This is a genomic window from Paenibacillus sp. FSL R5-0378 (assembly GCF_038009285.1).
GTDB classification, from domain to species: Bacteria; Bacillota; Bacilli; order Paenibacillales; family Paenibacillaceae; genus Paenibacillus_AQ; species Paenibacillus_AQ favisporus.
This window is the reverse complement of record NZ_JBBPAY010000001.1, coordinates 3,846,730-3,866,585: the sequence shown is the minus strand read 5'-3', so window position 1 is coordinate 3,866,585 and position 19,856 is coordinate 3,846,730. Positions and strand designations below refer to the sequence as shown.

The following is a 19,856-nucleotide window of genomic DNA, read 5'->3' as shown; positions in this document are numbered from 1 at the left end:
GTTTTCAACCTTTATTTGCTGAGAAAAGTTGTCACGGAGCCAAGCAATGGCCCTTCACCACAGGCTGCATTTCCGAGTCAGCAAAACCCATTTCGGCAACATGAACGCCGACGGGGCTGCGCAGAAGCCGTATTAAAATCTCATCCACTGCGAGTGGAGCCAACAATTCGGCATCACCGGGGTGAAATAGATACTCTATCAGTCTCGACATCGTCCTTACAATGCCTAAGTCGGCGTGAGTGACGTAGCATGCACTCCGTTCATGAATTGGAGGCAGTCCCTGGGGATACACTTTCAGGACCAACTCGGCGATTCTTTGCGGATCCAGATCCAGTCTGACACCGAGCAGCGGTTCGGAATGACTGGCTTGTGTGGTCTGAACAGCAACCGGCAGGGCCGCGGGAGTCACAAACATATCCGATTGGCCGATCCGATGAACCTCCTTCCCGACCGTGATGTCCTTGGCTCCTTGCACAACGATTCCCAAAGAAGGCGAGTAAAAGGTTTTAACGTTGTCCATATCTACTCGTGAATAGCGGCCGATGAACAAACCAGGGATGCGCTGATCAAAGGCACCGTCATGCGGAGCATACAGGTAGATCAGCTGTATCAGCCGGGCTGTTTCGGCTTCAAGCGTCCCCCTAGCGTCAGGATACGCCGATGGAACCGCATGTTCATTCGTTAGCTGCACCGTTTTTAACAACTCCTCGTATCATATACTTCCTCCCTTAACGATAGCTTCGATACTCTTTCATCTCAAGGCTCAATTAGAATGAACACCGACAGCTTCCACCTCAGAAGCAAAAAAAGTGCTGCGGATATACTCCGGATCTCCCAGCAGCGGCCGACCAATGGCGATAAAGTCCGCCAGTCGATCCGTTAGGATAAACTCGGCAAGTTCTTTGGTGTAAATTTTACCTACGGCAATGATGGGAATACTCACGTATTGCTTTATAATGGAGGCATAGGGTACCTGATACCCGTCGGGCGTCGCGGCGGGATTGACCGGGAGCAGGCCGCCGGAAGACACGTCAACAGCATCGATCAGCGGCTCCAGGGAAGCGGAAATTTTCGCCACATCTACGGGCGTAAGGCCCCCTTCGGTAAAATCGGACGCGGATACGCGGATCAGTACCGGATAGTCGCGTCCCACCTCCGAGCGGACGGCTTCCAAAATGTCACGCAGGAACCGGATTCGTTTTTCCGGCGAGCCGCCATATTCATCTGTCCGGTGGTTGGACAGCGGGGAGAGGAACTGATGCACCAGATGACCGTGTGCCGCGTGCACTTCGATGCCGTCAAAGCCGGCTTCCAGGCTTCTTTTGGCAGCTAGCCGGAAATTATCGATCTCGCTCCGGATATTCGACAAGCTCATTTCTTCCGGAATCCCGTATTCGTCGTCGTAGGCAATCGGACTCGGTGCCAGCAGACGCGAACCCCCGTTTTTCCACGACTTTCTGCCGCCATGCGTAAGCTGAATGAAAACCGGCGTGTTTTTGGCGTGAACGGCTTCGACCACTTTTTTCAAAGGGGCGACATGCTCATCCGTAAAAATGCCGATGTCGTTGCTGAACAGCCTGCCGTTCGGCGATACCCCGGTCGATTCCAGCATCACCATCGCGGCTTCGCCGGCAAGCCGGCCGTAGTGGTTCACGTGATAATCGGTGGCGAACGCTTCGGGCGTCCCCTGGTTCTGCTGCATAGGGGAAACGATCAATCGGTTGCTCAGCTTCAGCCCTCCGATATGTTTTTCGCTATATATGATGGTTTTCATGGTTATCTCCTCCTAAGACTCTTGTGTTTGGATTTCTTAAGCTCCATTGTAAGAGTCACAGGGGCATTGTTACATACAAAAACCAAGTTATTCCTACCCTTTTACTTTGAATTTGAAGTTATCCACCGTTCCGAATTTATAATTTTAAGGTTCTGTCCGGGATCTGAATCATGAGGCTTGCTCTGCCTGGATATTTTCAAATGACGAAAGGAGTTCACTTTATGGACCAAATTGACCTGCGTATTTTAGATATTCTGCAAAAAGATGCACGGATTTCCATTTCCGAGCTGGGCCGCATGATCAACATGTCCGGTCCGGCCGTGACCGAGCGGATCCGCAAGCTGGAGGATAAAGGCGTCATAGCATCCTACCGTGCGGTGCTGTCTCCTGATAAAATAGGCAAACCGATCACCGCGTTTATTCTCGTGCAGGCCGATCACTGCAACGCATTGACCGAATTCTGCTCCCAGTCTCCCGACGTGCTTGAGCTGCATCAAATCAGCGGTCAATATAATTTTATCCTGAAGGTGGTTGCGGCTTCGATGCAATCGCTGGAGGAGTTCCGGATGGCCTGCAGCAAGTATGGCTTCACGCAGACGATCACCGTGCTGTCAACGACGTTTGATTCCAAAGCTTTTGCGCTGGACGAACCATAAACATCCGCATGAAACTTATGCACCGCTAGTACGGCGTTTCGTTGAATGGATAATTGGGGGGATGACAGAACATGAAGGATGATGGAAACAAGCCTGTGCCATTTTTCGAGCTTGTAACCCAAGGTACGGGCAATGGATTGAAGCAGCACGACTTGTCCGGTTTGATCTGGCACGATGAAGAAATGACGTTTGATTCGATGTATGAAGCCCAAGTATGGGCATTGGACGAACCCTATAACAAACTCGGCTGGGCGTATGACGGGTACCGGACGGCCGATCCGAAGATCGCCGGCGCCCTGGTATGGGAGCTGATGAAAGCGAAGACCACGGGTTACGGCAAGCGTGAGGTGTTTGCCGACGAGCAGCACGTCGATAAAACAACCATCTATCGGGTATGGGTCAAATGGACCCGCCCCGAGCCCGGGGCGTTACATTCGGATTAAAGCGTTCTTTGCAGCTTAACCTCAAATTCCGGTCTCGTGATGTACTCCATATAATAGATTTTACCGGTAAAGTCCAGGTAAGCCTGATATCGGATCCGGATGGCCGGCGCGGTTACGAGGTCGAGCACCTGACTTTTCGGTACCCAGCGGCTGTCTGAAGTCTCTTCGGATGTGCACAGCTCCCCTCCCGTCGGTGTACATACAAAGTCCAGCATCAGCTTGGTCGGAACCGGGGTTTGTCCGTCATGCCACAGGTAGCTGCCCGTATTGGAATAAATCCCGATCAGATGCGACACTTCGGTGTCGATGCCGCTCTCTTCCTTGATTTCTCTGGTCAGGGCATCCATCAGGTTCTCACCTTTCTCCACCTGGCCGCCGGGAAAAACCCATCCGCCGTGCCGTGTCTTGACCAGCAGGATATCCCCGCGGCCGTTCTCGACAAAGCCACCGACGGCTCCGATATGCGTAGGCATCATCATGCAATCAACCTCCAAGTAAATGATCATGTTTCAGCAAAAAACAAGGCTGCCGGGCAGGCCCGGCAGCCGCTTCCCTATCGAAGTGATTTAGACTTCGTCCCAGATCCGCTTCAGGTTTTCAAGGCCAAGCTTCGTGCCTTCCCGGCACTCCTCCATGCCCTCGAACTCCAGCGTAATGTATCCGTCGTAGCCGGATTCCTTGATCAAACGGAGCACCCGCCGTACGTCGATATCGCCCTGCCCGAAGATAGCTCCCCGCAAATAATTGCCGTGCGAGGTGAGGAACCAGGCGCCGCCTCCCGGATTTTGATCCGCCGGACGGATATAGAAATCCTTTACGTGCACAAGCGATGCATAAGGGAGATTCCGCTTAACGCCGACAAGCGGCTGTTCATCGGCACAGAGGAAGTTGCCGATATCGAGCGTCGTTTTGAAATTGGGACGGTCAACAGCTTGAAGCACACGCTGAACGCGGTCACTGGCCTGAACGCTCATGCCATGATTCTCGACGGTGGTCGTGATGCCGAACCCTGCTGCATAATCGGCGATCCGCCGGCAGCCTTCGACGATCTGGTCCAGGTTGGCTTCGAGATAATCGATGCCCCGCTTCTCCGGCGGCAGCGTAAATGCTGTCACGTCATGACGCATATGCTTCATGCCCAATCGGTGAACGGTGTCCACATGCCGCTTGATGCGTTCAATTTCCTCTTCAAAGGCTTCCGGCGTATCCTGCACGAAGTTGGCCGGCATCGAATAATTGGACAGCTCGATTCCTTTGGCAGCGGCCCGCTCACGAACCGCATCGGCCAGCTCAGGCTGATCCTCCAGCGTAAAACCGTACGGCACGATCTCCATATGTTCCCCGCCATGCTCCGCAATCCAGTCGATGACGTCCAGTACGGTCATCTCTCCCGCCTTAATCGCTTGCAAAAGGCTGTATGTACTTACTCCAGGCTTCATTCGCGTAATCCCTCCGGTCTGTTGTTAAATTTCTTCCGTCAGCTCCAGTTCGATGACCGTATCCAGTTCATCCGGCAGATCGCCGCCGGCCAGGTGAATAAACGCGCCGCTGTCCGTATCCGAATATTGATCGGCCATCCAAGGCGTTTCCACGTGCAGCTCGCTGCCGTCCGACAGCAGGCGGGCCTTCTTGATCTTCCCCTTCAGACCCTGGAAGTAGATCGGGCCGATGCCGCGGTCAAAAATATGGGCGTACAGCTTATTGCCTTTTTGCGTATACCGCCCCCACTCCGGCTTGGGAAGTGCCGCAATCCCGCAGCCGTAAATGCTGTCCCCGTTCCGGCGCAGCCATTCACCGACAACGGACAAAATGGCCAGGGACTCCTTCGGAATTTCCCCTTTGGCGTCCGGTCCGACGTTCAGGAGCAAATTGCCGTTTTTGCTGACGCATTCCACCAGCGCACGGATGACCTGTCTCGGAGACTTATAGTTTTTGTCCGTCGCATGGTAGCCCCAATGGTCGTTTAGAGTGATACAAGCCTCCCACGGAATCGGCTCGCCCAGGTCATTCACGATGCCGCGCGGCGGAATAATCTGCTCAGGCGAGAAGAAGTCGCCCGCGTATTCCTCCGGCTCCGCCGCCATAATATTGCCGCCCAAGCGGTTGTCGATGACGATGTCCGGCTGCAGGGAGCGGATCATCCGGATCAACTCGGTGGCGCGCCACTTTTCGCCGGTCATATCATCATATGAGAAATCGAACCACATAATATCGATTTTTCCGTAGTTGGTCAGCAGTTCCCGGACCTGTCCGTGCATATACTCCAAATACCGGTCGAATTGCTCCTCCCGGTTCTTGTACGATTCTTCCGCACGCATCGGGTGCTGGCGGTCGCCGAAGGCAGGATAATCCGAATGGTACCAATCGATCAACGAATAATAGAAACCGACCTGCAGCCCCTCTTCGCGAAACGCATCGACATACTCGCGGATCAGATCTCTTCCAGCGGGCGTATTCGTTGCTTTGTAATCCGTCAGCTCGCTGTCAAACAAGCAGAAGCCGTCGTGATGCTTGGTCGTCAGCACGGCGTAGCGCTGTCCGGCCGCTTTGGCCGCCTTGGCCCATGCACGCGGATCATACAGAGTCGGATTAAACTCCTCAAAATAGGCTTGGTACTGTTCATTCGTGATGCGCTCCTGGCTCCGTACCCATTCGCCTCTGGCCGGAATCGCATACAATCCCCAATGAATAAACAGGCCAAAGCGGTCGTTCATTAATGTTGCCGTTCTTTCAAAACGCGGATTCATGCCCTATTCGCCCTCCAATAGCTGTTTTCTTGTCTTGTGCCGCAGCAAAATTCGGCAGCGTTGCTTACTGCACTGCCGGACGGCACTCCCTTATTCTTCGTTCCGGCATCCGGGATACCCTTTTATTCAAAATCGCTTTTTTCGCACGAAATCTAGTCATCCTAAATGGTTAAAATTTGAAAAATACAAACAAACGTTCTATAATGAATGAAACAAGACGCCTTGAATGAAACCGAATCGATACGGAAAGCGGAGGGAAATCCATGAAACTGCACCTGATCAACAGCACGCGGACGAATAATTTTAATGACCCCGGCATGATGGGAAAAATCCAGGCCATTTGGAACGAAGCCTCGGACAAGGTTGAGCGGCATCGCGACATGATATACGGTATTTATTATGATTATGAAAGTAATTACAAGGGAGACTATTCGTTAAGCGTCGCAACCGAGAATCACCCAGGCGATACTTGGATAGAAATCCCGGATGACGCGACGTACGAGGTTTTTACGGTAGACACCGCTGATGAAATGGGCATCGTGAAAACGTGGAGAAGCATCTGGGAGAAAGAAGAAGCAGGGGCGTTACGCCGGGCCTATACCTATGATTATGAGAAATACCACCCCGGCGGAGAAATAGAAATTTACATAGCCGTAAAGTAACCAAACCGCTAAGTAACGAAGAGTAATGAATACCGTCATGGTTTATGAAAAATAGGTCACACCCGGATTCGCAGGCGTGACCTATTGGCATAGGAAGATTAAGTTGTTCTCTTGTCAGACCCGCCGGTCAGCATCCGCCGTTTGTCCGCATCCGGATCACGGGTAACCGCGCTGTCTGCACCGAACACCATCGTCCAGCGTTCCTCCGCATCGTACGCAGGCCACGGCAGAGAAGGCGTTGAGGGCTGTCCGCGCTTGGCAAAAGACGTCCATGCCTCCTGCATGCATTCCGCCACGCTCCTCATCTCTTCGTTCACCGGCATACCTGCGCCTGCAAGCAAGTCGAGATTGTTAAACACAAACGGAATTTCGGCGGAATGAAAGGCCGTTCCCAGCAGCGGATCGCCCGGCACCATCGCATAATCGTAACGGTACATCCATACCGCCGCATGCGGCAGCTGGGCTTCTGCGAACTGAAGGGCCGACCTCCAGAAGAACAGCTCGGTCATCGCCTGACGCTGTCCCTCCACGGTGGCCGGATATGCTTCGATCCAGCTCGCCGCTTCCTTCGATCCGGTCACCGCTGTATACGCCCGGGCGTTTTGTTCCTTAGTCAGCATCGGCATGCCTTCCGGTATAAAAAGCGCCCCTTCATCCCGGTTCGTACCAATGATGATCTCGATGCCGGCCGCGGAACCCGCGGCCACCGCTTCCAAAGGCGTGACGGGCAGCAGCTTCCCGTCGACGACGGGCTGGAACAGCATGACGGCACTCGCTCCAGCCGCCTGTTTTAACTCGTCTGCCGCTCTTAAGATCTCCTCGGCCGGCACTTCTTGCAGCCGTTCCAGCTGATCCTCCGGAATGCCAAGGATATCCAGCAGTCCCTTCGTAAGCAGCCTGCCATGGGAGTCCGAGATCGCCTGGGAAGCCCCGCTCTGCATAATCGCCCGGGTGAACAAGCCTTGGGCTGCAGGCATTGCGAGCAGCGCCGCGATGCTCATACTTCCCGCCGACTCACCAAATACAGTCACCTGCTGAGGATCTCCGCCGAAAGCGGCGATGTTATGCTTCACCCAGCGCAGCGCTTCGATTTGGTCCAGCAGACCGGCGTTGCTTACATAACCGTCTTCGGACTCGCCGGAAAATGGGGAAAAATGCGTAAAACCGAGAGGACCCAGCCGGTAGCTGAGGCTGACGACAATCAAGCCTCCCCGGCGCGCCAGCTCGGAGCCGTCATAAATGGGCAGTCCGCCGCCGCCCGTCACGAAGGCGCCGCCATGGATCCACACCATGACCGGAAGCGGCTGCGGTGCCGGCTCGTCAGGGGCCCACACATTGACGTACAGGCAGTCCTCGGACTGCGGGATCTGATCCCGTTTCAGTCTAAAGGCGCCACCCGTAGGGTTGACGCGCTGCGGGGCAAGCGGTACCGTCATGTCCCCGGATCTGACGCCTGCCCACGGCCGTGCAGGAAGCGGTTTCCGGAAACGCCGCTCGCCGACGGGGGGCTCGGCGTAAGGAATCGCCTTCCAGGTCCGGACGCCGTTCTGAACATATCCTTGAATCAGGCCATTATGAGTACGGATGAGGAGTTGGTCCAATTTCATTAACATCCTTTCTAGCGTTGGAATCGTTCTACCATTGTAACACTAAAAATTGGACAAAGCCTAACCGAAGCTCGGTGCAAAAAGCCATCAATCGACGACCATTTAAGGAAGCTAGCGCCAAGAAAAAAACCTGTCTATATAGACAGGTGCTAATCGCTTGTGGTGCAGACAAGTATCGACTGCCTTTATCTTGCCGCCCCTTCCTTTTGGCTGCGGAAGGCCCAATGATTCGTCGGACCGCTCCCGCCGCCAATACCGAGCGAGTTCTCGATGGCCGCCTGGATGAATTCACGGGCCGTCCGTACGGCCTCGTTGACCGGGTTCCCTTTAGCCAGCTCAGCGGCGATCGCAGCCGAGAAGGTACATCCCGTTCCATGCGTATGACGCGTGTCAATCCGACTTCCTTCCAGGGTCGAGAAGGATTCTCCGTCGAAAGTGAGATCAACCGCCTTGTCAGACGATTCGTCATGTCCGCCCTTGATTACAACCATCGCCGGACCGTAAGCCGCGATGCGGTAGGCTGCCTCGCAGCGTTCCTCCATCGACCGGATCGCCATCCCCGCGAGCACTTCCGCCTCCGGAATGTTGGGCGTGACGACAGCAGCCAGCGGCAGCAGCTTGTTCTTCAGCGCGTCAACAGCGTCCTGCTGCAGCAGCCGCGCGCCGCCTTTGGCGACCATAACCGGGTCGACCACCACATTCCTCCAGCCAAAATCGGCTATACGTCCTGCTACGGCCTCAATAATATCCGCGCTGAACAGCATACCGGTTTTGACCGCATCCACGCCGAGGTCGGTGCCCACGGCATCCATTTGTTCGGCTGCCGCAGCCGCAGGAAGCGGATATACACCTTGTACTCCGAGTGTGTTTTGAACGGTAATGGCAGTAATCGCGGACATACCGAATACGCCAAGCTCCTGGAACGTTTTAATATCCGCCTGGATGCCTGCCCCGCCGCCGCTGTCAGAACCGGCTACCGTCAATGCTTTCGGGATGCTCATTGCACAAATCCCCTTCCTGCCGACTCCAGAAGAGAGGTAATGGTTCCTTCCTCCAGCGGGTGGCGCTCCATCACAGACAACGCGTCGAGGAAAGCGATTTGGAAGCTTCCCGGCCCCTCCATGCCTGCCCGCTCAAATGCCCGAACGGCCGCTTCACCGTAGTAAGCCAAGGCGGCCGCGCCGGCGGACAGCAGATCGGGTTCGACCGCTCCAAAAGCGGCGATCACCGATGTCAGCAAGCAGCCGGTCCCGGTGACTTGGGTCAGCATCGGATGTCCGCCCCGAATCAAGTATCCCCTCGTTCCGTCGGTGATTACATCTTCTTGCCCGGTAATGGCGACGAGCGTCCCCAGACGGTGTGCCGCCCGTGCCGCCAAGTCGGCGGGAGCAGACTCCCCGGCCTCACCTGCGTCGACGCCCTTAATTGCACCGGATTCACCAATGAGATGGGCAACCTCCGCTGCGTTGCCCCGAACCAGTGACACGCGGACCTCACGCAAAATCCGCAGCGCAGCCTCCGTGCGAAATGCGGTTGCTCCCGCGCCGACGGGATCCAGGAACACCGGAACGCCATGATCGTTCGCCGATCGGCCGGCGATGATCGCCGCTTCCACCAATTCGCTGCTCAGCGTTCCGAGATTCAGGACGACGGCTTGGGCGACCCGAGCCATATCGGCCACCTCCTCTTTGGCATAGGCCATTACCGGGGAGGCGCCAAGGGCAAGCAGGCCGTTGGCCGTAAAGTTGGTCACGACCACATTCGTCATGTTGTGAATGAGCGGACGCTGCTCTTTTATCCGTAAAGGAAGCTGGATGAGTCCGGACGGAAACATATCGGCGGTCATCGTCCCACCCCTTCCGCTGCAGCCAGGGAAACCGGCCAATCCTCAAGCGTAAACGCCATTTCCCAGAACATGTACTCCAGCTGACAGCTGGTCAGAAAATGCTCCATCAGCCGTTTTTTTCTTGCGGGAGGCAGACCCTCCGCCCATTCGTCGAGCAGCCGCCGCAGCTGTACCGTCACGCCGCTTTCACGGTCCCCGTAAAAGTGCATCCATTCATAAAACGGATGGGATTTCTCCGGCTGGACTTCCTCCAGCAGACGTTGGCCGATTTCCGTATAGGTCCACGGGCAAGGTAACAGCGCAGCTACAATATCCTCAAGTCCCCCCTCATGGGCGACGTTCAGCATATGCCGGATGTAATGATTGGCCGATGGAGCCAGCGGATAGCCTTGCAGTTCCTCATATGCAACACCGGCGACATCACAAAAGTTTTGGTGGGGATGCGTTTCACTGTTCAAAATAAACGAAATCTGTTCGTTAAAAAGCGCGGTCGTCTGCCGGCAATCGCATCGGGATATGGCAATGCCATAGATCCGGATGTAGGCATTTAGATATTCAAAATCCTGCTTCACATAGTGAATCAGCTGCTCCTTGGACAAGGTACCTTCCGCAATCCCCCGTACAAACGGATGCTTGAAGATCGCTTGATAAATAGGATCTGCCGCGTGTCTCAATTCTTCGGTAAACCGGGCCATGATCATGCACCTCCGTTAATTTTGACGAAAATCGCATGTCGGGGCGCGGGGAAGCCAACACAAAAAAGCCGCCCCGAAATGGAGCGGCCGCTATTTGCAGTGTCATCCTGAATGTATCTCATCAAGAAAGATGCGTATGTATAGGCCTGCTCCACTTCCCTCCGCCGGTATTAACCGGATCAGGTTCAAAGGGTCCAAGCGATCACTTGTCTCAGCTGCCTCCGCAGCTCCCCTAGTGGATTTTCGTATGATATTTTACAAGTTCATGATTAACTGTAGCTCCGTTCGCCGGTGTTGTCAAACAAAAAAAGCTGCTGGCGGGATACCGGGAAAAAGCTTGTCGATCGTTTAAGCGGATTTCCTGCCACCTTCAAGTGTTTATCTTTTCAACGCGTAAGAAAGGATCATCTCGACGATAACGACAGCGGCATAAATGACAGCGGCTGTTCGATAACCCGATCCGTACAGCGCAGCCGCGGCCAGACCGAATACGATCAGCTGCAGCACAGCCCGGACGGGAAGCGTCACCGGGAAGGTCGCTTTCGGTGCGACATACATACCCCAAAAAACAGCAACAACGACCGGCGAGCCTATTCCTACCACGATACGGATCCACAAGGCGGTATCCAGTTTAAATCCCCACAGGCAAAAGGCTGCCAGTGCGCACAGCTCCATTAGAAAAAAGATAAGGTCGATCACAATCATTGCCAAACCCTCCATTTTGGGCCGGTCAGGGCCTTTGGAATGAAGCCATTCTCAGTAAAATTACGCCGATTGTTTCTTGCCTCTCGCGACGAAAACTCTTCCACTCTCACTACGGCCTGTGGGCTTTCACAATTAAAAAATGCGGGTGATGCAGAATCCGCTGGTAGAAGTCGGCCGACTCCGGCAGCCGCTCCAGAAACTCGGGAACCGGCCTTGGTTCGACAAGCTGGTCCAGTACAAACCAGCTTGACGTCATATTGACGATTTCCTGCAGGGGTCTGCGGAAGAACGTCACTTCAACGCTGCCTGCCTCTTTCTTCGTCCACCTGTCTACAAGCAGCTCCCGTACAAAATAATCCGGTCTCTTAAAAACGGTAAAGTCCATAAACGGATGATGCACCGAAAACAATAACGTTCCTCCAGGCTTCAATACCCGCTGAAACTCTCGGAACAAAGGATCCCAGTCTTCGATGTAATGCAGCGTTAGCGAACTGAGAACAAAGTCGAACTTATTAGCTCCGTATGGCAGCGGTTCATTTAGATCATGAACTTGAATCTCCGCTTGACTGCCGACTCTCCGTTTGGCCGCCTCCACCATATCGGGGCTGAAATCGATCGCCGATACCGATGCGCCCCGGGAAACGAACTTCTCGGTGTACCATCCTGCGGCGCAGCCTGCATCAAGGGCATGGAGTCCGGACATATCCGTTGGCAGCAGCTCCAACATGGCCGGACGCTCGTAGTATGCATTGGCACCGCTGTCCGAATCGGTATGCAGTTCATAGTCCTTGGCAAGCTTGGTATAAGCTTCAAGCACCCTCTCTTTCATGCAACCACCTCCGTAGACTCGCTATTCACCACCATATTATACCAACCAACAGAAAGGTTGGATATAAATAAACCAGTTTAATGTAAGCTGTGCATAACTTAATTGCCGCAGGATGCGTTATAAATAACAAGATCAAGTTTGAAGGCGGGGATTGTCTTTGTTAAAAAGCGTTTCTTTTTGGCTCACGTTATGTATGATCCTCACCTGCATACTGGATGCCTCCGGACAGGGTTTGGCCAACATCATACTGATCCGGCTGAATCCCTTGCTTGAAGCCTTGCTGCATGACCCAGTGTATTCGGGCTGGCTGTCCGATAAACACGCTTTCGTAACGAACAGTTACTTTATTCCCTTACGGTTCCCGGCGTATCTTCTCTCCATCGTCATGGCAGTCATCATCGGTGCGGCGGTTGATCTCCTCATTTACGGGATGAAGCGTGGATTGGCTCGCCGTGGCCATCCGAGGCCGACATCATGATCCCTAGATTCTGGTTTTCATGCTCGTACCACTTCCTCATTGCTCGTCCAGTAACGGTAAAAGGCTGCCTCACGGCAGCCTTTTACTCTTGATTTATTTGCTTTCAGCGGATTCCACGCCTCTGAAGCGCAATGCCTCTAGCTACAGGACGCTTGTCGTTCCAGCTTGTTGCAGACACTGCAGGAGGGCGTTATTGAAAAAATTCTGGTCGTCTTCATAACGGCTCGTATACTTATTGAGCATTCTGACACCCACGGCCTGATGTTCCGGGTAGACAACCACATGGCATCCTGCTGCTCCAGTAGCGTAGAACCAATCCGAGCGATGATACCACCCCAGTATACGGCGATCCGGATTCATCGCTTTCAACTCGTCACTGAGATGATAAAATGCCATAGGAATCAGCTGACGCCCTCCCGAGCTTCCCCGTTTCAAATGCAGGTACCCCCACTTGGCCAAATCCCTGGTGGTCGCATACATGTTTCTTTCATGCCCTTCATGGGATTCCAGACGAACCGTAGCATAGGCTGGATTCGTTGCATAGTCGCAGACAAGACTGGCCGTTGGCGCGGTAGCCCATATGGTTTCCTTGCAGCTGAGCGGCTTTAAAACGCGCTCCTCCAGAAACGCCGCAATAGACTTCCCTGACAAGGCTCTCACTACCTGCCCTTGAATCCCTTCCCTCTCCCATTGCATATCATGAAAAAATTTAGGGCCGGAAGCAGTCGCCAAATCACATAATGTCAACTGCCCCAAATCTTCACCGGGGTAATCGCTCAACACTTCTGCAACCGGGGTGGAGATCGGTACTCCGTTGTCCAGAGCCGCCATAGCCATTGCACAGGAGATATACGTTTTTCGGGTGGAGTAAATGTTGAACATGGAGGACTTCGTAACGGGAACCGCTCCTCCTTTATGATGATGAAATCCATGATATTGCTCATAGACGATCCTGTCGTTATGTATGACCAGAATGGATGAAGCTGACGCACCGTATTCGGTGCGTGCCTTTCGGACGACTTCATCCAATGGCTCAAATGCTGCTTGGTTAGGAACGCTGTCCAGATTCACAAACACTCCTCCTAATGATAATCATGATAGGAATATATGTTCGCCAACATCATGTAATTTTCCTGCTGCCCGTTACCTTTTTTATTCGCTTCGTTCCCGGTTTTCAAACCAACACATAACAGCAAGTCAGGAGCCTCCAGCCGGTCTCGGGGGTTCACCTCCGCCTTAGCGCCTCCTGCTGCGAGCGGTATTCGAGCGGCGCAACGCCCTCCATTTCCTTGAAGACCTTGGTAAAATGCTTCACGTTCTCGAACCCGGCCCGCTCGCTGATTTCGTACACTTTCAGGTCCGTGCTGCCGAGCAGCTCCTTGGCTTTACGGATCCGCAGCTTCCGCAAGTAGCTGACAAACGTCTCCCCCGTATACTCCTTGAAAGCTTGGCTGAAATACGAATAATTCAATGAGACATGATTGGAAACAACGGCCATATTCAAGTTTTCATGAAAATGCTCCTCGATATAGACGATGGCCCGCTGAATCTCGCTCTGGTCAAAATGCATCGACCGCATCCGTTTCACATAATCGCTCAGCAGGAAGAGCAGGCTCTCCAAACTATGGAAATAATCATGAAAATGGTTGAAGTTGTACAGATTCCCCACCTGCTTGTGGAGTTTTAAAATGTCGACGGATTCCTCGCCATAGGTTTGAAACACCTGGTCGAATACATGCTCATTAAAAGCATGGCTGATCCCTTCCAGATACCCGATATCATACTGAAGAATCGTCCGGATATCGAAAATATGCTGCAGCAGCCTGCTCAGCTCGGCATCCCGATCCAATCCGAGCAGGTTGGCCGTCTTCCGGATGTCTTCCAGCGGGATGCGGTAATCCGTCCGTTTGCCGGACAGTTCGGTGCTTCGAATGAGTCCCGGCATGTTTTGGAACAAAAAGTACTTCAACGCCCGGCCGGCCTGCTGGTAAGCTTTCTTCACCTCCCCTGCTCCCACCATCTCTTCGCTGATGCCGGCCCGGATGGCGCTGGACGACTGCCGGATGATTTCCTCTCCCAGCCGGTTGAACGGAGCAGCGGTGTCGGTAAACATTACGAGTTTGCCGTCTTTGTCGTAAAAACGGATATAACGTTCACCCGGAAGCCAGCCGATCATCTGGTCAACATAAGTGGTGAATTCATCCCAGCCGGCTTCCCGGTAGCGTTCCGGGACGAGGACCAGCGCGGCGTATCCGCCTGCATCCAGCCAATCCAATCCCGCCTGAAGGACCACATCCCGAATGGCGTGCTCGTCCATGCCTTCCTGCAAAAACAAATACTGCAGCCGGCTCACCGCATAATTTTCCTTCAGCGCCTTCGTTCCGCGCAGCTGATCGGCGATTTCCCCCTTGCGGATGCGTTCTTCGTCAAGGCGCCGCAGCGTCCGGAACAGCTCGTCACGAACGATCGGCTTCAGCAAGTATTCCTTCACATTGCAGCGGATCGCCGCTTTGGCATACTGGAAGTCGTCATAACCGCTTAGAATAACCAGATCCGGCCGCGCCTCCTGATCCTGTATACGGTTAATGAGCTCGATTCCGTCCATCACCGGCATGCGGATGTCGGTAATGACCAAGTCTATTTCCGTCTCGTCCATGACTTGAAGCGCCTGCTCCCCATTCGCGGCAAAGTACAGTGCGTAGTCGTCGCCGAATTCGCGGCGAATCATCGCTTTCAGGCCATCCCGGATATTTTTCTCATCATCAACGATTAGCAGATTGCACATGGGCAGGCACACCTCCCGCTAGAATTAGATAAGGCAGCGTCATCGTGACTCGCGTAAAACTTCCTTCGGCGCTCTCCACCCGGATCCCGTGCGACTTCCCGTAAAACATGACGATCCGCTGATCGACGTTCCGCAGTCCGATGCCGCTGCTTTCCCCGTCGTTCAGCTCCTTCCGCATTTGTTGATAGTCCGCGTCTTCCAGCCGGATCATCAGGTTGATCTTCTTCAGCTTGGATTCGGGAATCCCGTCGCCATTGTCACAGACCTCGATAATGATGCTGTCCCCCGATACATAAGCATGTATAGCGATTTCCAGCTTTTCGCCCTCGGAACGGGAACCCATTCCATGCTTAACGGCGTTTTCGACGATGGGTTGGAGCGACATCTTCAACACTTCCTGTTCCATATGGACCGGCGGAACGTTGATGTTCAGCACCAGATTGTTGTCGTACCGTATGTTCATGATGGCGATGTAGTTTTGGATATGCTCCAGTTCATCCCTCAGCCGCACATGGTTGCTGGTCCACTGCAGGTTGTAGCGCATCATGCGTCCGAGTGAGGTGAGCGAATCGGATATCGTGTACTGGCCCTCGATTTCGGCAAGCATCTTTAAGTTTTCGAGAGTATTGTACAGAAAATGGGAGTCGATCTGGTTTTTCAGCGACTTCAGCTCCGCTTCCTTGGTTGCCGCCTGGCGGTTCACCGCCTCGACGATCAGCTCGTTCATCCGTTTGAGCATCTGGCGGAAATGATGCGCCAATTCCCCGATCTCATCCATGCTTGTAATGTCAATTTCGAAATTAAAGTCGCCTTTGCGTACTTTTTTCATCGAATCGCGCAAAATGTTCAGCTTTTTCAAAATCAAGGAATGCAGGATATAGGACGTGGCCGACAGCAGGGCGATCAGAATAATCGTGGCAATGATGATCGTATTCCGCCGTTTGCTGACGTCCGACAAAGCGCTTTTTAGCGAAACGACGTTGAACAGATAGCTGTCCAGCGGCTCCATATCGCTCGGAATGCACAAATATGGCGTCCCGTTATAAGTAAAGGTAAACTCGTGGTCCGTTTTCTTGCCGTGCTTGGCGAACTCGGCCATGATCGTTTCGACAGGGAGCGTTTGCATCAGGCTCAGGGACGGGTTGGTAAACGCCTTGCCCTCCCGGTTCACCACGATCATTTGTGAGCTCGTATCCTGTACGCTGCTGAAGGTTTTCATAAAAAAGTTGTTCAGCTCCATCGTCACCTCCAGGATGCCGTTATGCTTATCGTTCGGATATTTGATCTCGCGCAGCAGCGTGACAAAATCGCCGACCTGATCGCTGGCCACCGTGCTGTTCTTGATCACGTCCTTATTCGTCGCGCTGATCTCCCACCAGACCAGTCCGTTGCGCCGAAGAACCGTCTGGTACCAGGGCTTGTTCTTGATTCGGGATTCTTTGAAAATGACCGGCCAAAACTCTCTCACGTTCGGGTTTTCCGAATACAGCCGGATGTTGGCGATGTTCGGATTGTTAAACAGATAGTACTGAAAGCTGGAGAACGTCTTCATCTTAAAATCGATCAAATCGGCCGTATCCAGCTCCTCCCGGCTCTGCAGATACTCATTGATCTCGCTGTTGGAGATGGCCAGCTGTGCCGTCCGTTCCATCACCTGCATGTTGTTGGCCACGTTCGTTTTCTCGATCTCCAGAATATATTGGTTTTTTTTGGTCAAATCCTTGATGGTATTCAGGTATACCCCGTTGAATAAATACCAGGAAACCAGGGTGATTGGGATCAAAATAATACAGATAAACGATAGGATCAGCTTCAATTGAATCGGCATCCGGCCGATGGCGGTCGACAGCCTGGCCATTCGATTCCGGGCAAGTTTGATCATAGCCGCAAGCACCACCCAGCCCATTTATGGTAATAAGCCTGAAAATCCGCGAGCAAAAAATCGCGGATTCCAGGCCTGTGTCAGAAGGCGCTTATTTGTTGAGCGCTTCTAGTTTTTTAACGTTCTCTTCGTATGCCTTTTGGCGATACGCGTCAATTTTGTCCTGTTTGTTCTTGTTGCGGTCTTCGATGTAGTTGTTCCACATCTCGTCGAACTCGGCATCCGATTTGGCCAGCAGCAGCTTCGGCAGCAGTTTACCCCAATTCCGTGCGTTTTTGCTGCCGGCAATCCCCTCTTCGGATGTGCTCGGCGGATCCAGGTTGTCGAATTCGGACATGCTGATCGATTTGCCTTTCGTCCAGTCCGCCATCTGTTTCTGCGGATCGACGCCCGGCGGTGCCCACTGCAGGTTCATGTTCGTATCCATCAGCATCCAGTAGGTGTAGGACGCGCCGTATTTCTGGTCAAACGCGGTACGGTCCGTATTCAGGAGCTTCACGACATCCGGCAGGAACTGGTCTTTGCCGTCGATGTTGTCGTAGGTCACGCCCTTTTCGCCGAGGAACAGGTCCTTGTTGCCTTCCTCGCTGATCAGGTAGGTCAGGAACTCGATCGCCCGCTTCTTGTCCTTCACGTCCTTGGAGATCAAGGTCAGCGTCCATCCGGAGATGCCAGGACCGGAGAGGGTCGGCGCGTCCTTCTTGGAGTTGGCCGGACCGTTGATCGCGATGTACGCAGAATTCGGGTCCTTCTGGTACAGCGACATGTTCTGCGCATCAAAGTCGGAGCGCTGGTACAGCATCGCGAAGTAGCGGCCCTGTGCGATTTTTTCTTCCATTTGCGGACGCTTGTCGATGAAGATGTCCTTCGAGAGCAGTCCCATTTCGTTGGCTTTGCGGAACGTCTTCAGCCATGAGATGTATTCGGGATCCAGGCGGCGGTCATACAGCTTGCCGTCCTTCTGCTGCGGGATTGCCAGGAAGTTCTGGAGATACCCTTCGAGCGAATAGTTGCCGGTCTCGCTGAATTCATGCAGTCCGAGCGGAATGAGCGGCTGGCCGTTCACTTCCGGGAACTTCTCCTTCGCCAGCTTGAGTGCGTTCAGGAACCCTTCCGGCGTGCTCATATCCGGGCTGCCGATGGCTTCATACATGTCCTTGCGAACCTCGAACGTTTGGTTTGACGTGAAGTTCGAGCCGTACTTTTTGTAATCTTCAGGAGAGGACGATGCGTTCGGGTATCCGTAGATGTTGCCGTCCGGCTGCGTGTACCATCCCAGTTTAGCCGGGTCGGCTACTTTGAAGAAGTAAGGATCGTATTGATCGGCCAGTTCGTTCAGCGGAAGCACGAGCTTGCCCTCGATCATCTTCTTGACGGCTTCCTCGCTCCAGCCGAGCGTGATGAAATCCGGCAGCTTGCCTGAGGCGATCATGGTGTTCAGCTTCTCGTTCTCATTACCCGCCGGAACGATAAAGTTGATGCTGACGCCCGTCTTCTTGGTGACATATTCGGCAGTCGCGTCGCCGCCCCATTTTTTATTGAACCACGAAAAGTTCATGTACCAATCAAACGTGATTGGCGCGTTGTCCGACTTCCAGCCCGGCTCATCCGGATTCGGTTTGGCTTCCCCGCCGCCCGTGGACGACGTGTTCTTCGCATCCGTGCTTCCGCTTGTCGCGGCGGTGTTTCCGCCGTTTGTCTCGCTCTTGCCGCCGGAGCAGCCCGCAAGGGACAGCGCCATCGTGAACACGACGGTCAGAGCGATCATGGAAGTCATGAGTCTGCGCGATTTGCTCATGGATTCTAACCCCTTTTCTTTCGTTAATCTATTAACACTCCCGCCAGGCGGGACTGATAACCATGAATTAACCCGGATTCCCGGTTACTCCTTGATCGATCCGATCATGAAGCCTTTTACAAAATACTTTTGCAGGAACGGGTACACGAAGACGATCGGCGCGGTGGTAACGACCATGGTAGCCAGCTTCAGCGATTGGCTCGTCACCGACACCGCCATGCCGCTTGGCATGGATGCCAGCATCTGGTTGGAGCTTGACTGCGCAACGACGCGGTACAAATACGTCTGGATCGGCTGCAGGTTCGTATCATTAATGAAGATCATCCCGGTAAAGTAATCGTTCCATTGGTACACCCCGTGAAAGAGGGCGATTGTCGCCACCACTGGCATGGATACCGGAATGATGACTTTGTAGAAAATTTTAAAATCATTCGCCCCGTCGATCTTCGCCGCTTCTTCCAGTCCCGGAGGAATCTCCCGGAAAAACGACAGGAAGATGATCAGGTCGAAGAAGCTGAATGCAGCAGGTAGGATATATACCAGAAAATTGTCCAGCAGATGCAAATCCCGGATCAGCAGGTAATACGGAATAAGGCCCCCGCCGAAGAACATCGTCACCGTGCCGATGAACATATACAGCTTGCGTCCGACAAGCTCCCTTCTGGAAAAGGCATACGCCACCATCGCGGTAAAAAACACGTGAACCGGGGTACCGATCAGCGTCTTGGCCACCGTGACCCCCATGGCGGTCATAATGCCCTCGCTGCGGAATACGGCCTGGAAGCTGTCCAGGCTGAACTGCCGCGGCCACCAGTAAATGCCGCCCCGCATCGCGTCCGCCCCGTCATTAAATGCGTTCACGATGACGTACCAGATCGGATACAGCGTGACGAAGCAGACGATCAGCATCAGCACGGAGTTGAATATTTCAAAGATCGCGCTCGAAGCG

20 protein-coding genes and 1 riboswitch are annotated in these 19,856 nt (G+C 53.7%); of the genes, 4 read left to right on the top strand and 16 right to left on the bottom strand.

All coding sequences use genetic code 11. The features are described from left to right. Window positions 1–31: 31 nt before the first annotated feature. Complete coding sequence (locus MKY74_RS18105; RefSeq protein WP_244169172.1) at window positions 32–691, bottom strand: AraC family transcriptional regulator; 660 nt, start codon at window positions 689–691, stop codon at window positions 32–34. Window positions 692–763: 72 nt separating this feature from the next. Beyond that, window positions 764–1,774 carry an oxidoreductase gene (locus tag MKY74_RS18100; protein WP_076166970.1) on the bottom strand — a complete coding sequence of 337 codons (1,011 nt, stop codon included), beginning with the start codon at window positions 1,772–1,774 and terminating at the stop codon, window positions 764–766. Between the two features lie 221 nt (window positions 1,775–1,995). On the opposite strand from MKY74_RS18100, the gene MKY74_RS18095 reads away from it, so the two are divergent. Further along, window positions 1,996–2,430, top strand: a complete 435-nt coding sequence (locus MKY74_RS18095; RefSeq protein WP_076166974.1) for an Lrp/AsnC family transcriptional regulator — start codon at window positions 1,996–1,998, stop codon at window positions 2,428–2,430. Between the two features lie 71 nt (window positions 2,431–2,501). After that, complete coding sequence (locus MKY74_RS18090; RefSeq protein WP_084203722.1) at window positions 2,502–2,873, top strand: hypothetical protein; 372 nt, start codon at window positions 2,502–2,504, stop codon at window positions 2,871–2,873. Here the strand turns inward: MKY74_RS18090 and MKY74_RS18085 are convergent. The 3 genes from MKY74_RS18085 to MKY74_RS18075 all read right to left on the bottom strand — a co-directional run bounded on the left by MKY74_RS18085 (window position 2,870) and on the right by MKY74_RS18075 (window position 5,620). Continuing rightward, a complete protein-coding gene (locus MKY74_RS18085) occupies window positions 2,870–3,352 on the bottom strand; it encodes an NUDIX hydrolase (RefSeq protein ID WP_076166978.1) in 483 nt (160 codons plus the stop codon). The genes MKY74_RS18090 and MKY74_RS18085 overlap by 4 nt on opposite strands. 87 nt (window positions 3,353–3,439) lie before the next feature. Next, window positions 3,440–4,312 (bottom strand): sugar phosphate isomerase/epimerase family protein, encoded by an 873-nt coding sequence (locus MKY74_RS18080; RefSeq protein ID WP_076166982.1) that lies wholly within the window; start codon window positions 4,310–4,312, stop codon window positions 3,440–3,442. 24 nt (window positions 4,313–4,336) lie between these two features. Continuing rightward, window positions 4,337–5,620, bottom strand: coding sequence for an alpha-L-fucosidase (locus MKY74_RS18075; protein WP_076166985.1), 1,284 nt, complete (start codon window positions 5,618–5,620; stop codon window positions 4,337–4,339). A gap of 263 nt (window positions 5,621–5,883) precedes the next feature. Here MKY74_RS18075 and MKY74_RS18070 point away from each other — a divergent pair, with 263 nt between their 5' ends. Then, entirely contained in the window at window positions 5,884–6,282 is a 399-nt protein-coding gene (locus MKY74_RS18070) for a GyrI-like domain-containing protein (protein ID WP_076166990.1), read from the top strand. Between the two features lie 98 nt (window positions 6,283–6,380). Here MKY74_RS18070 and MKY74_RS18065 read toward each other — a convergent pair whose 3' ends face one another. The 6 genes from MKY74_RS18065 to MKY74_RS18040 all read right to left on the bottom strand — a co-directional run bounded on the left by MKY74_RS18065 (window position 6,381) and on the right by MKY74_RS18040 (window position 11,964). After that, the gene (locus MKY74_RS18065; protein ID WP_244169173.1) at window positions 6,381–7,889 is read right to left on the bottom strand and encodes a carboxylesterase/lipase family protein; all 1,509 of its coding nucleotides are present in this window, start codon (window positions 7,887–7,889) and stop codon (window positions 6,381–6,383) included. A gap of 185 nt (window positions 7,890–8,074) precedes the next feature. Next, complete coding sequence (gene thiD / locus MKY74_RS18060) at window positions 8,075–8,890, bottom strand: bifunctional hydroxymethylpyrimidine kinase/phosphomethylpyrimidine kinase (protein WP_076166993.1); 816 nt, start codon at window positions 8,888–8,890, stop codon at window positions 8,075–8,077. Beyond that, complete coding sequence (gene thiM, locus MKY74_RS18055; RefSeq protein ID WP_432206589.1) at window positions 8,887–9,735, bottom strand: hydroxyethylthiazole kinase; 849 nt, start codon at window positions 9,733–9,735, stop codon at window positions 8,887–8,889. Before thiM ends, thiD begins: the two co-directional genes overlap by 4 nt. Continuing rightward, window positions 9,732–10,430: a thiaminase II gene (gene tenA, locus MKY74_RS18050; RefSeq protein WP_076166996.1), complete on the bottom strand. Its 699-nt coding sequence runs from the start codon at window positions 10,428–10,430 to the stop codon at window positions 9,732–9,734. The genes thiM and tenA overlap by 4 nt, the downstream gene beginning before the upstream one ends. A gap of 139 nt (window positions 10,431–10,569) precedes the next feature. Beyond that, window positions 10,570–10,674, bottom strand: a riboswitch (TPP riboswitch). 134 nt (window positions 10,675–10,808) lie between these two features. Next, window positions 10,809–11,135: a YrdB family protein gene (locus MKY74_RS18045; RefSeq protein WP_167372831.1), complete on the bottom strand. Its 327-nt coding sequence runs from the start codon at window positions 11,133–11,135 to the stop codon at window positions 10,809–10,811. Window positions 11,136–11,244: 109 nt separating this feature from the next. Beyond that, the gene (locus tag MKY74_RS18040; RefSeq protein ID WP_076167002.1) at window positions 11,245–11,964 is read right to left on the bottom strand and encodes a class I SAM-dependent methyltransferase; all 720 of its coding nucleotides are present in this window, start codon (window positions 11,962–11,964) and stop codon (window positions 11,245–11,247) included. Window positions 11,965–12,121: 157 nt separating this feature from the next. On the opposite strand from MKY74_RS18040, the gene MKY74_RS18035 reads away from it, so the two are divergent. Beyond that, window positions 12,122–12,442, top strand: a complete 321-nt coding sequence (locus MKY74_RS18035) for a hypothetical protein (protein WP_076167006.1) — start codon at window positions 12,122–12,124, stop codon at window positions 12,440–12,442. A 141-nt stretch (window positions 12,443–12,583) separates the two neighbouring features. Here the strand turns inward: MKY74_RS18035 and MKY74_RS18030 are convergent, their stop codons facing one another. The 5 genes from MKY74_RS18030 to MKY74_RS18010 all read right to left on the bottom strand — a co-directional run bounded on the left by MKY74_RS18030 (window position 12,584) and on the right by MKY74_RS18010 (window position 19,816). Next, window positions 12,584–13,513 carry a serine hydrolase domain-containing protein gene (locus MKY74_RS18030; protein ID WP_167372832.1) on the bottom strand — a complete coding sequence of 310 codons (930 nt, stop codon included), beginning with the start codon at window positions 13,511–13,513 and terminating at the stop codon, window positions 12,584–12,586. 154 nt (window positions 13,514–13,667) lie between these two features. Next, complete coding sequence (locus MKY74_RS18025; RefSeq protein ID WP_076167010.1) at window positions 13,668–15,227, bottom strand: response regulator transcription factor; 1,560 nt, start codon at window positions 15,225–15,227, stop codon at window positions 13,668–13,670. Beyond that, the gene (locus tag MKY74_RS18020; RefSeq protein WP_076167014.1) at window positions 15,205–17,109 is read right to left on the bottom strand and encodes a cache domain-containing sensor histidine kinase; all 1,905 of its coding nucleotides are present in this window, start codon (window positions 17,107–17,109) and stop codon (window positions 15,205–15,207) included. The genes MKY74_RS18025 and MKY74_RS18020 overlap by 23 nt, the downstream gene beginning before the upstream one ends. A gap of 91 nt (window positions 17,110–17,200) precedes the next feature. After that, the gene (locus tag MKY74_RS18015; protein ID WP_076167017.1) at window positions 17,201–18,907 is read right to left on the bottom strand and encodes an extracellular solute-binding protein; all 1,707 of its coding nucleotides are present in this window, start codon (window positions 18,905–18,907) and stop codon (window positions 17,201–17,203) included. Between the two features lie 84 nt (window positions 18,908–18,991). Beyond that, on the bottom strand, window positions 18,992–19,816 hold the full coding sequence (locus MKY74_RS18010) for a carbohydrate ABC transporter permease (RefSeq protein ID WP_084203839.1): 825 nt from the start codon (window positions 19,814–19,816) through the stop codon (window positions 18,992–18,994). Window positions 19,817–19,856: the final 40 nt, after the last annotated feature.

What these genes read in the sequence shown, in the direction of transcription:
- thiD (WP_076166993.1), bottom strand. Translation starts at nt 8,890, where the DNA reads ATGAGCATCCCGAAAGCATTGACGGTAGCCGGTTCTGACAGCGGCGGC.
- MKY74_RS18010 (WP_084203839.1), bottom strand. Translation starts at nt 19,816, where the DNA reads ATGCTGATCGTCTGCTTCGTCACGCTGTATCCGATCTGGTACGTCATC.
- MKY74_RS18045 (WP_167372831.1), bottom strand. Translation starts at nt 11,135, where the DNA reads ATGATTGTGATCGACCTTATCTTTTTTCTAATGGAGCTGTGCGCACTG.
- MKY74_RS18070 (WP_076166990.1), top strand. Translation starts at nt 5,884, where the DNA reads ATGAAACTGCACCTGATCAACAGCACGCGGACGAATAATTTTAATGAC.
- MKY74_RS18095 (WP_076166974.1), top strand. Translation starts at nt 1,996, where the DNA reads ATGGACCAAATTGACCTGCGTATTTTAGATATTCTGCAAAAAGATGCA.
- MKY74_RS18065 (WP_244169173.1), bottom strand. Translation starts at nt 7,889, where the DNA reads ATGAAATTGGACCAACTCCTCATCCGTACTCATAATGGCCTGATTCAA.
- MKY74_RS18015 (WP_076167017.1), bottom strand. Translation starts at nt 18,907, where the DNA reads ATGAGCAAATCGCGCAGACTCATGACTTCCATGATCGCTCTGACCGTC.
- MKY74_RS18025 (WP_076167010.1), bottom strand. Translation starts at nt 15,227, where the DNA reads ATGTGCAATCTGCTAATCGTTGATGATGAGAAAAATATCCGGGATGGC.
- MKY74_RS18020 (WP_076167014.1), bottom strand. Translation starts at nt 17,109, where the DNA reads ATGATCAAACTTGCCCGGAATCGAATGGCCAGGCTGTCGACCGCCATC.
- MKY74_RS18100 (WP_076166970.1), bottom strand. Translation starts at nt 1,774, where the DNA reads ATGAAAACCATCATATATAGCGAAAAACATATCGGAGGGCTGAAGCTG.
- tenA (WP_076166996.1), bottom strand. Translation starts at nt 10,430, where the DNA reads ATGGCCCGGTTTACCGAAGAATTGAGACACGCGGCAGATCCTATTTAT.
- MKY74_RS18075 (WP_076166985.1), bottom strand. Translation starts at nt 5,620, where the DNA reads ATGAATCCGCGTTTTGAAAGAACGGCAACATTAATGAACGACCGCTTT.
- MKY74_RS18085 (WP_076166978.1), bottom strand. Translation starts at nt 3,352, where the DNA reads ATGATGATGCCTACGCATATCGGAGCCGTCGGTGGCTTTGTCGAGAAC.
- MKY74_RS18090 (WP_084203722.1), top strand. Translation starts at nt 2,502, where the DNA reads ATGAAGGATGATGGAAACAAGCCTGTGCCATTTTTCGAGCTTGTAACC.
- MKY74_RS18080 (WP_076166982.1), bottom strand. Translation starts at nt 4,312, where the DNA reads ATGAAGCCTGGAGTAAGTACATACAGCCTTTTGCAAGCGATTAAGGCG.
- MKY74_RS18040 (WP_076167002.1), bottom strand. Translation starts at nt 11,964, where the DNA reads ATGAAAGAGAGGGTGCTTGAAGCTTATACCAAGCTTGCCAAGGACTAT.
- thiM (WP_432206589.1), bottom strand. Translation starts at nt 9,735, where the DNA reads ATGACCGCCGATATGTTTCCGTCCGGACTCATCCAGCTTCCTTTACGG.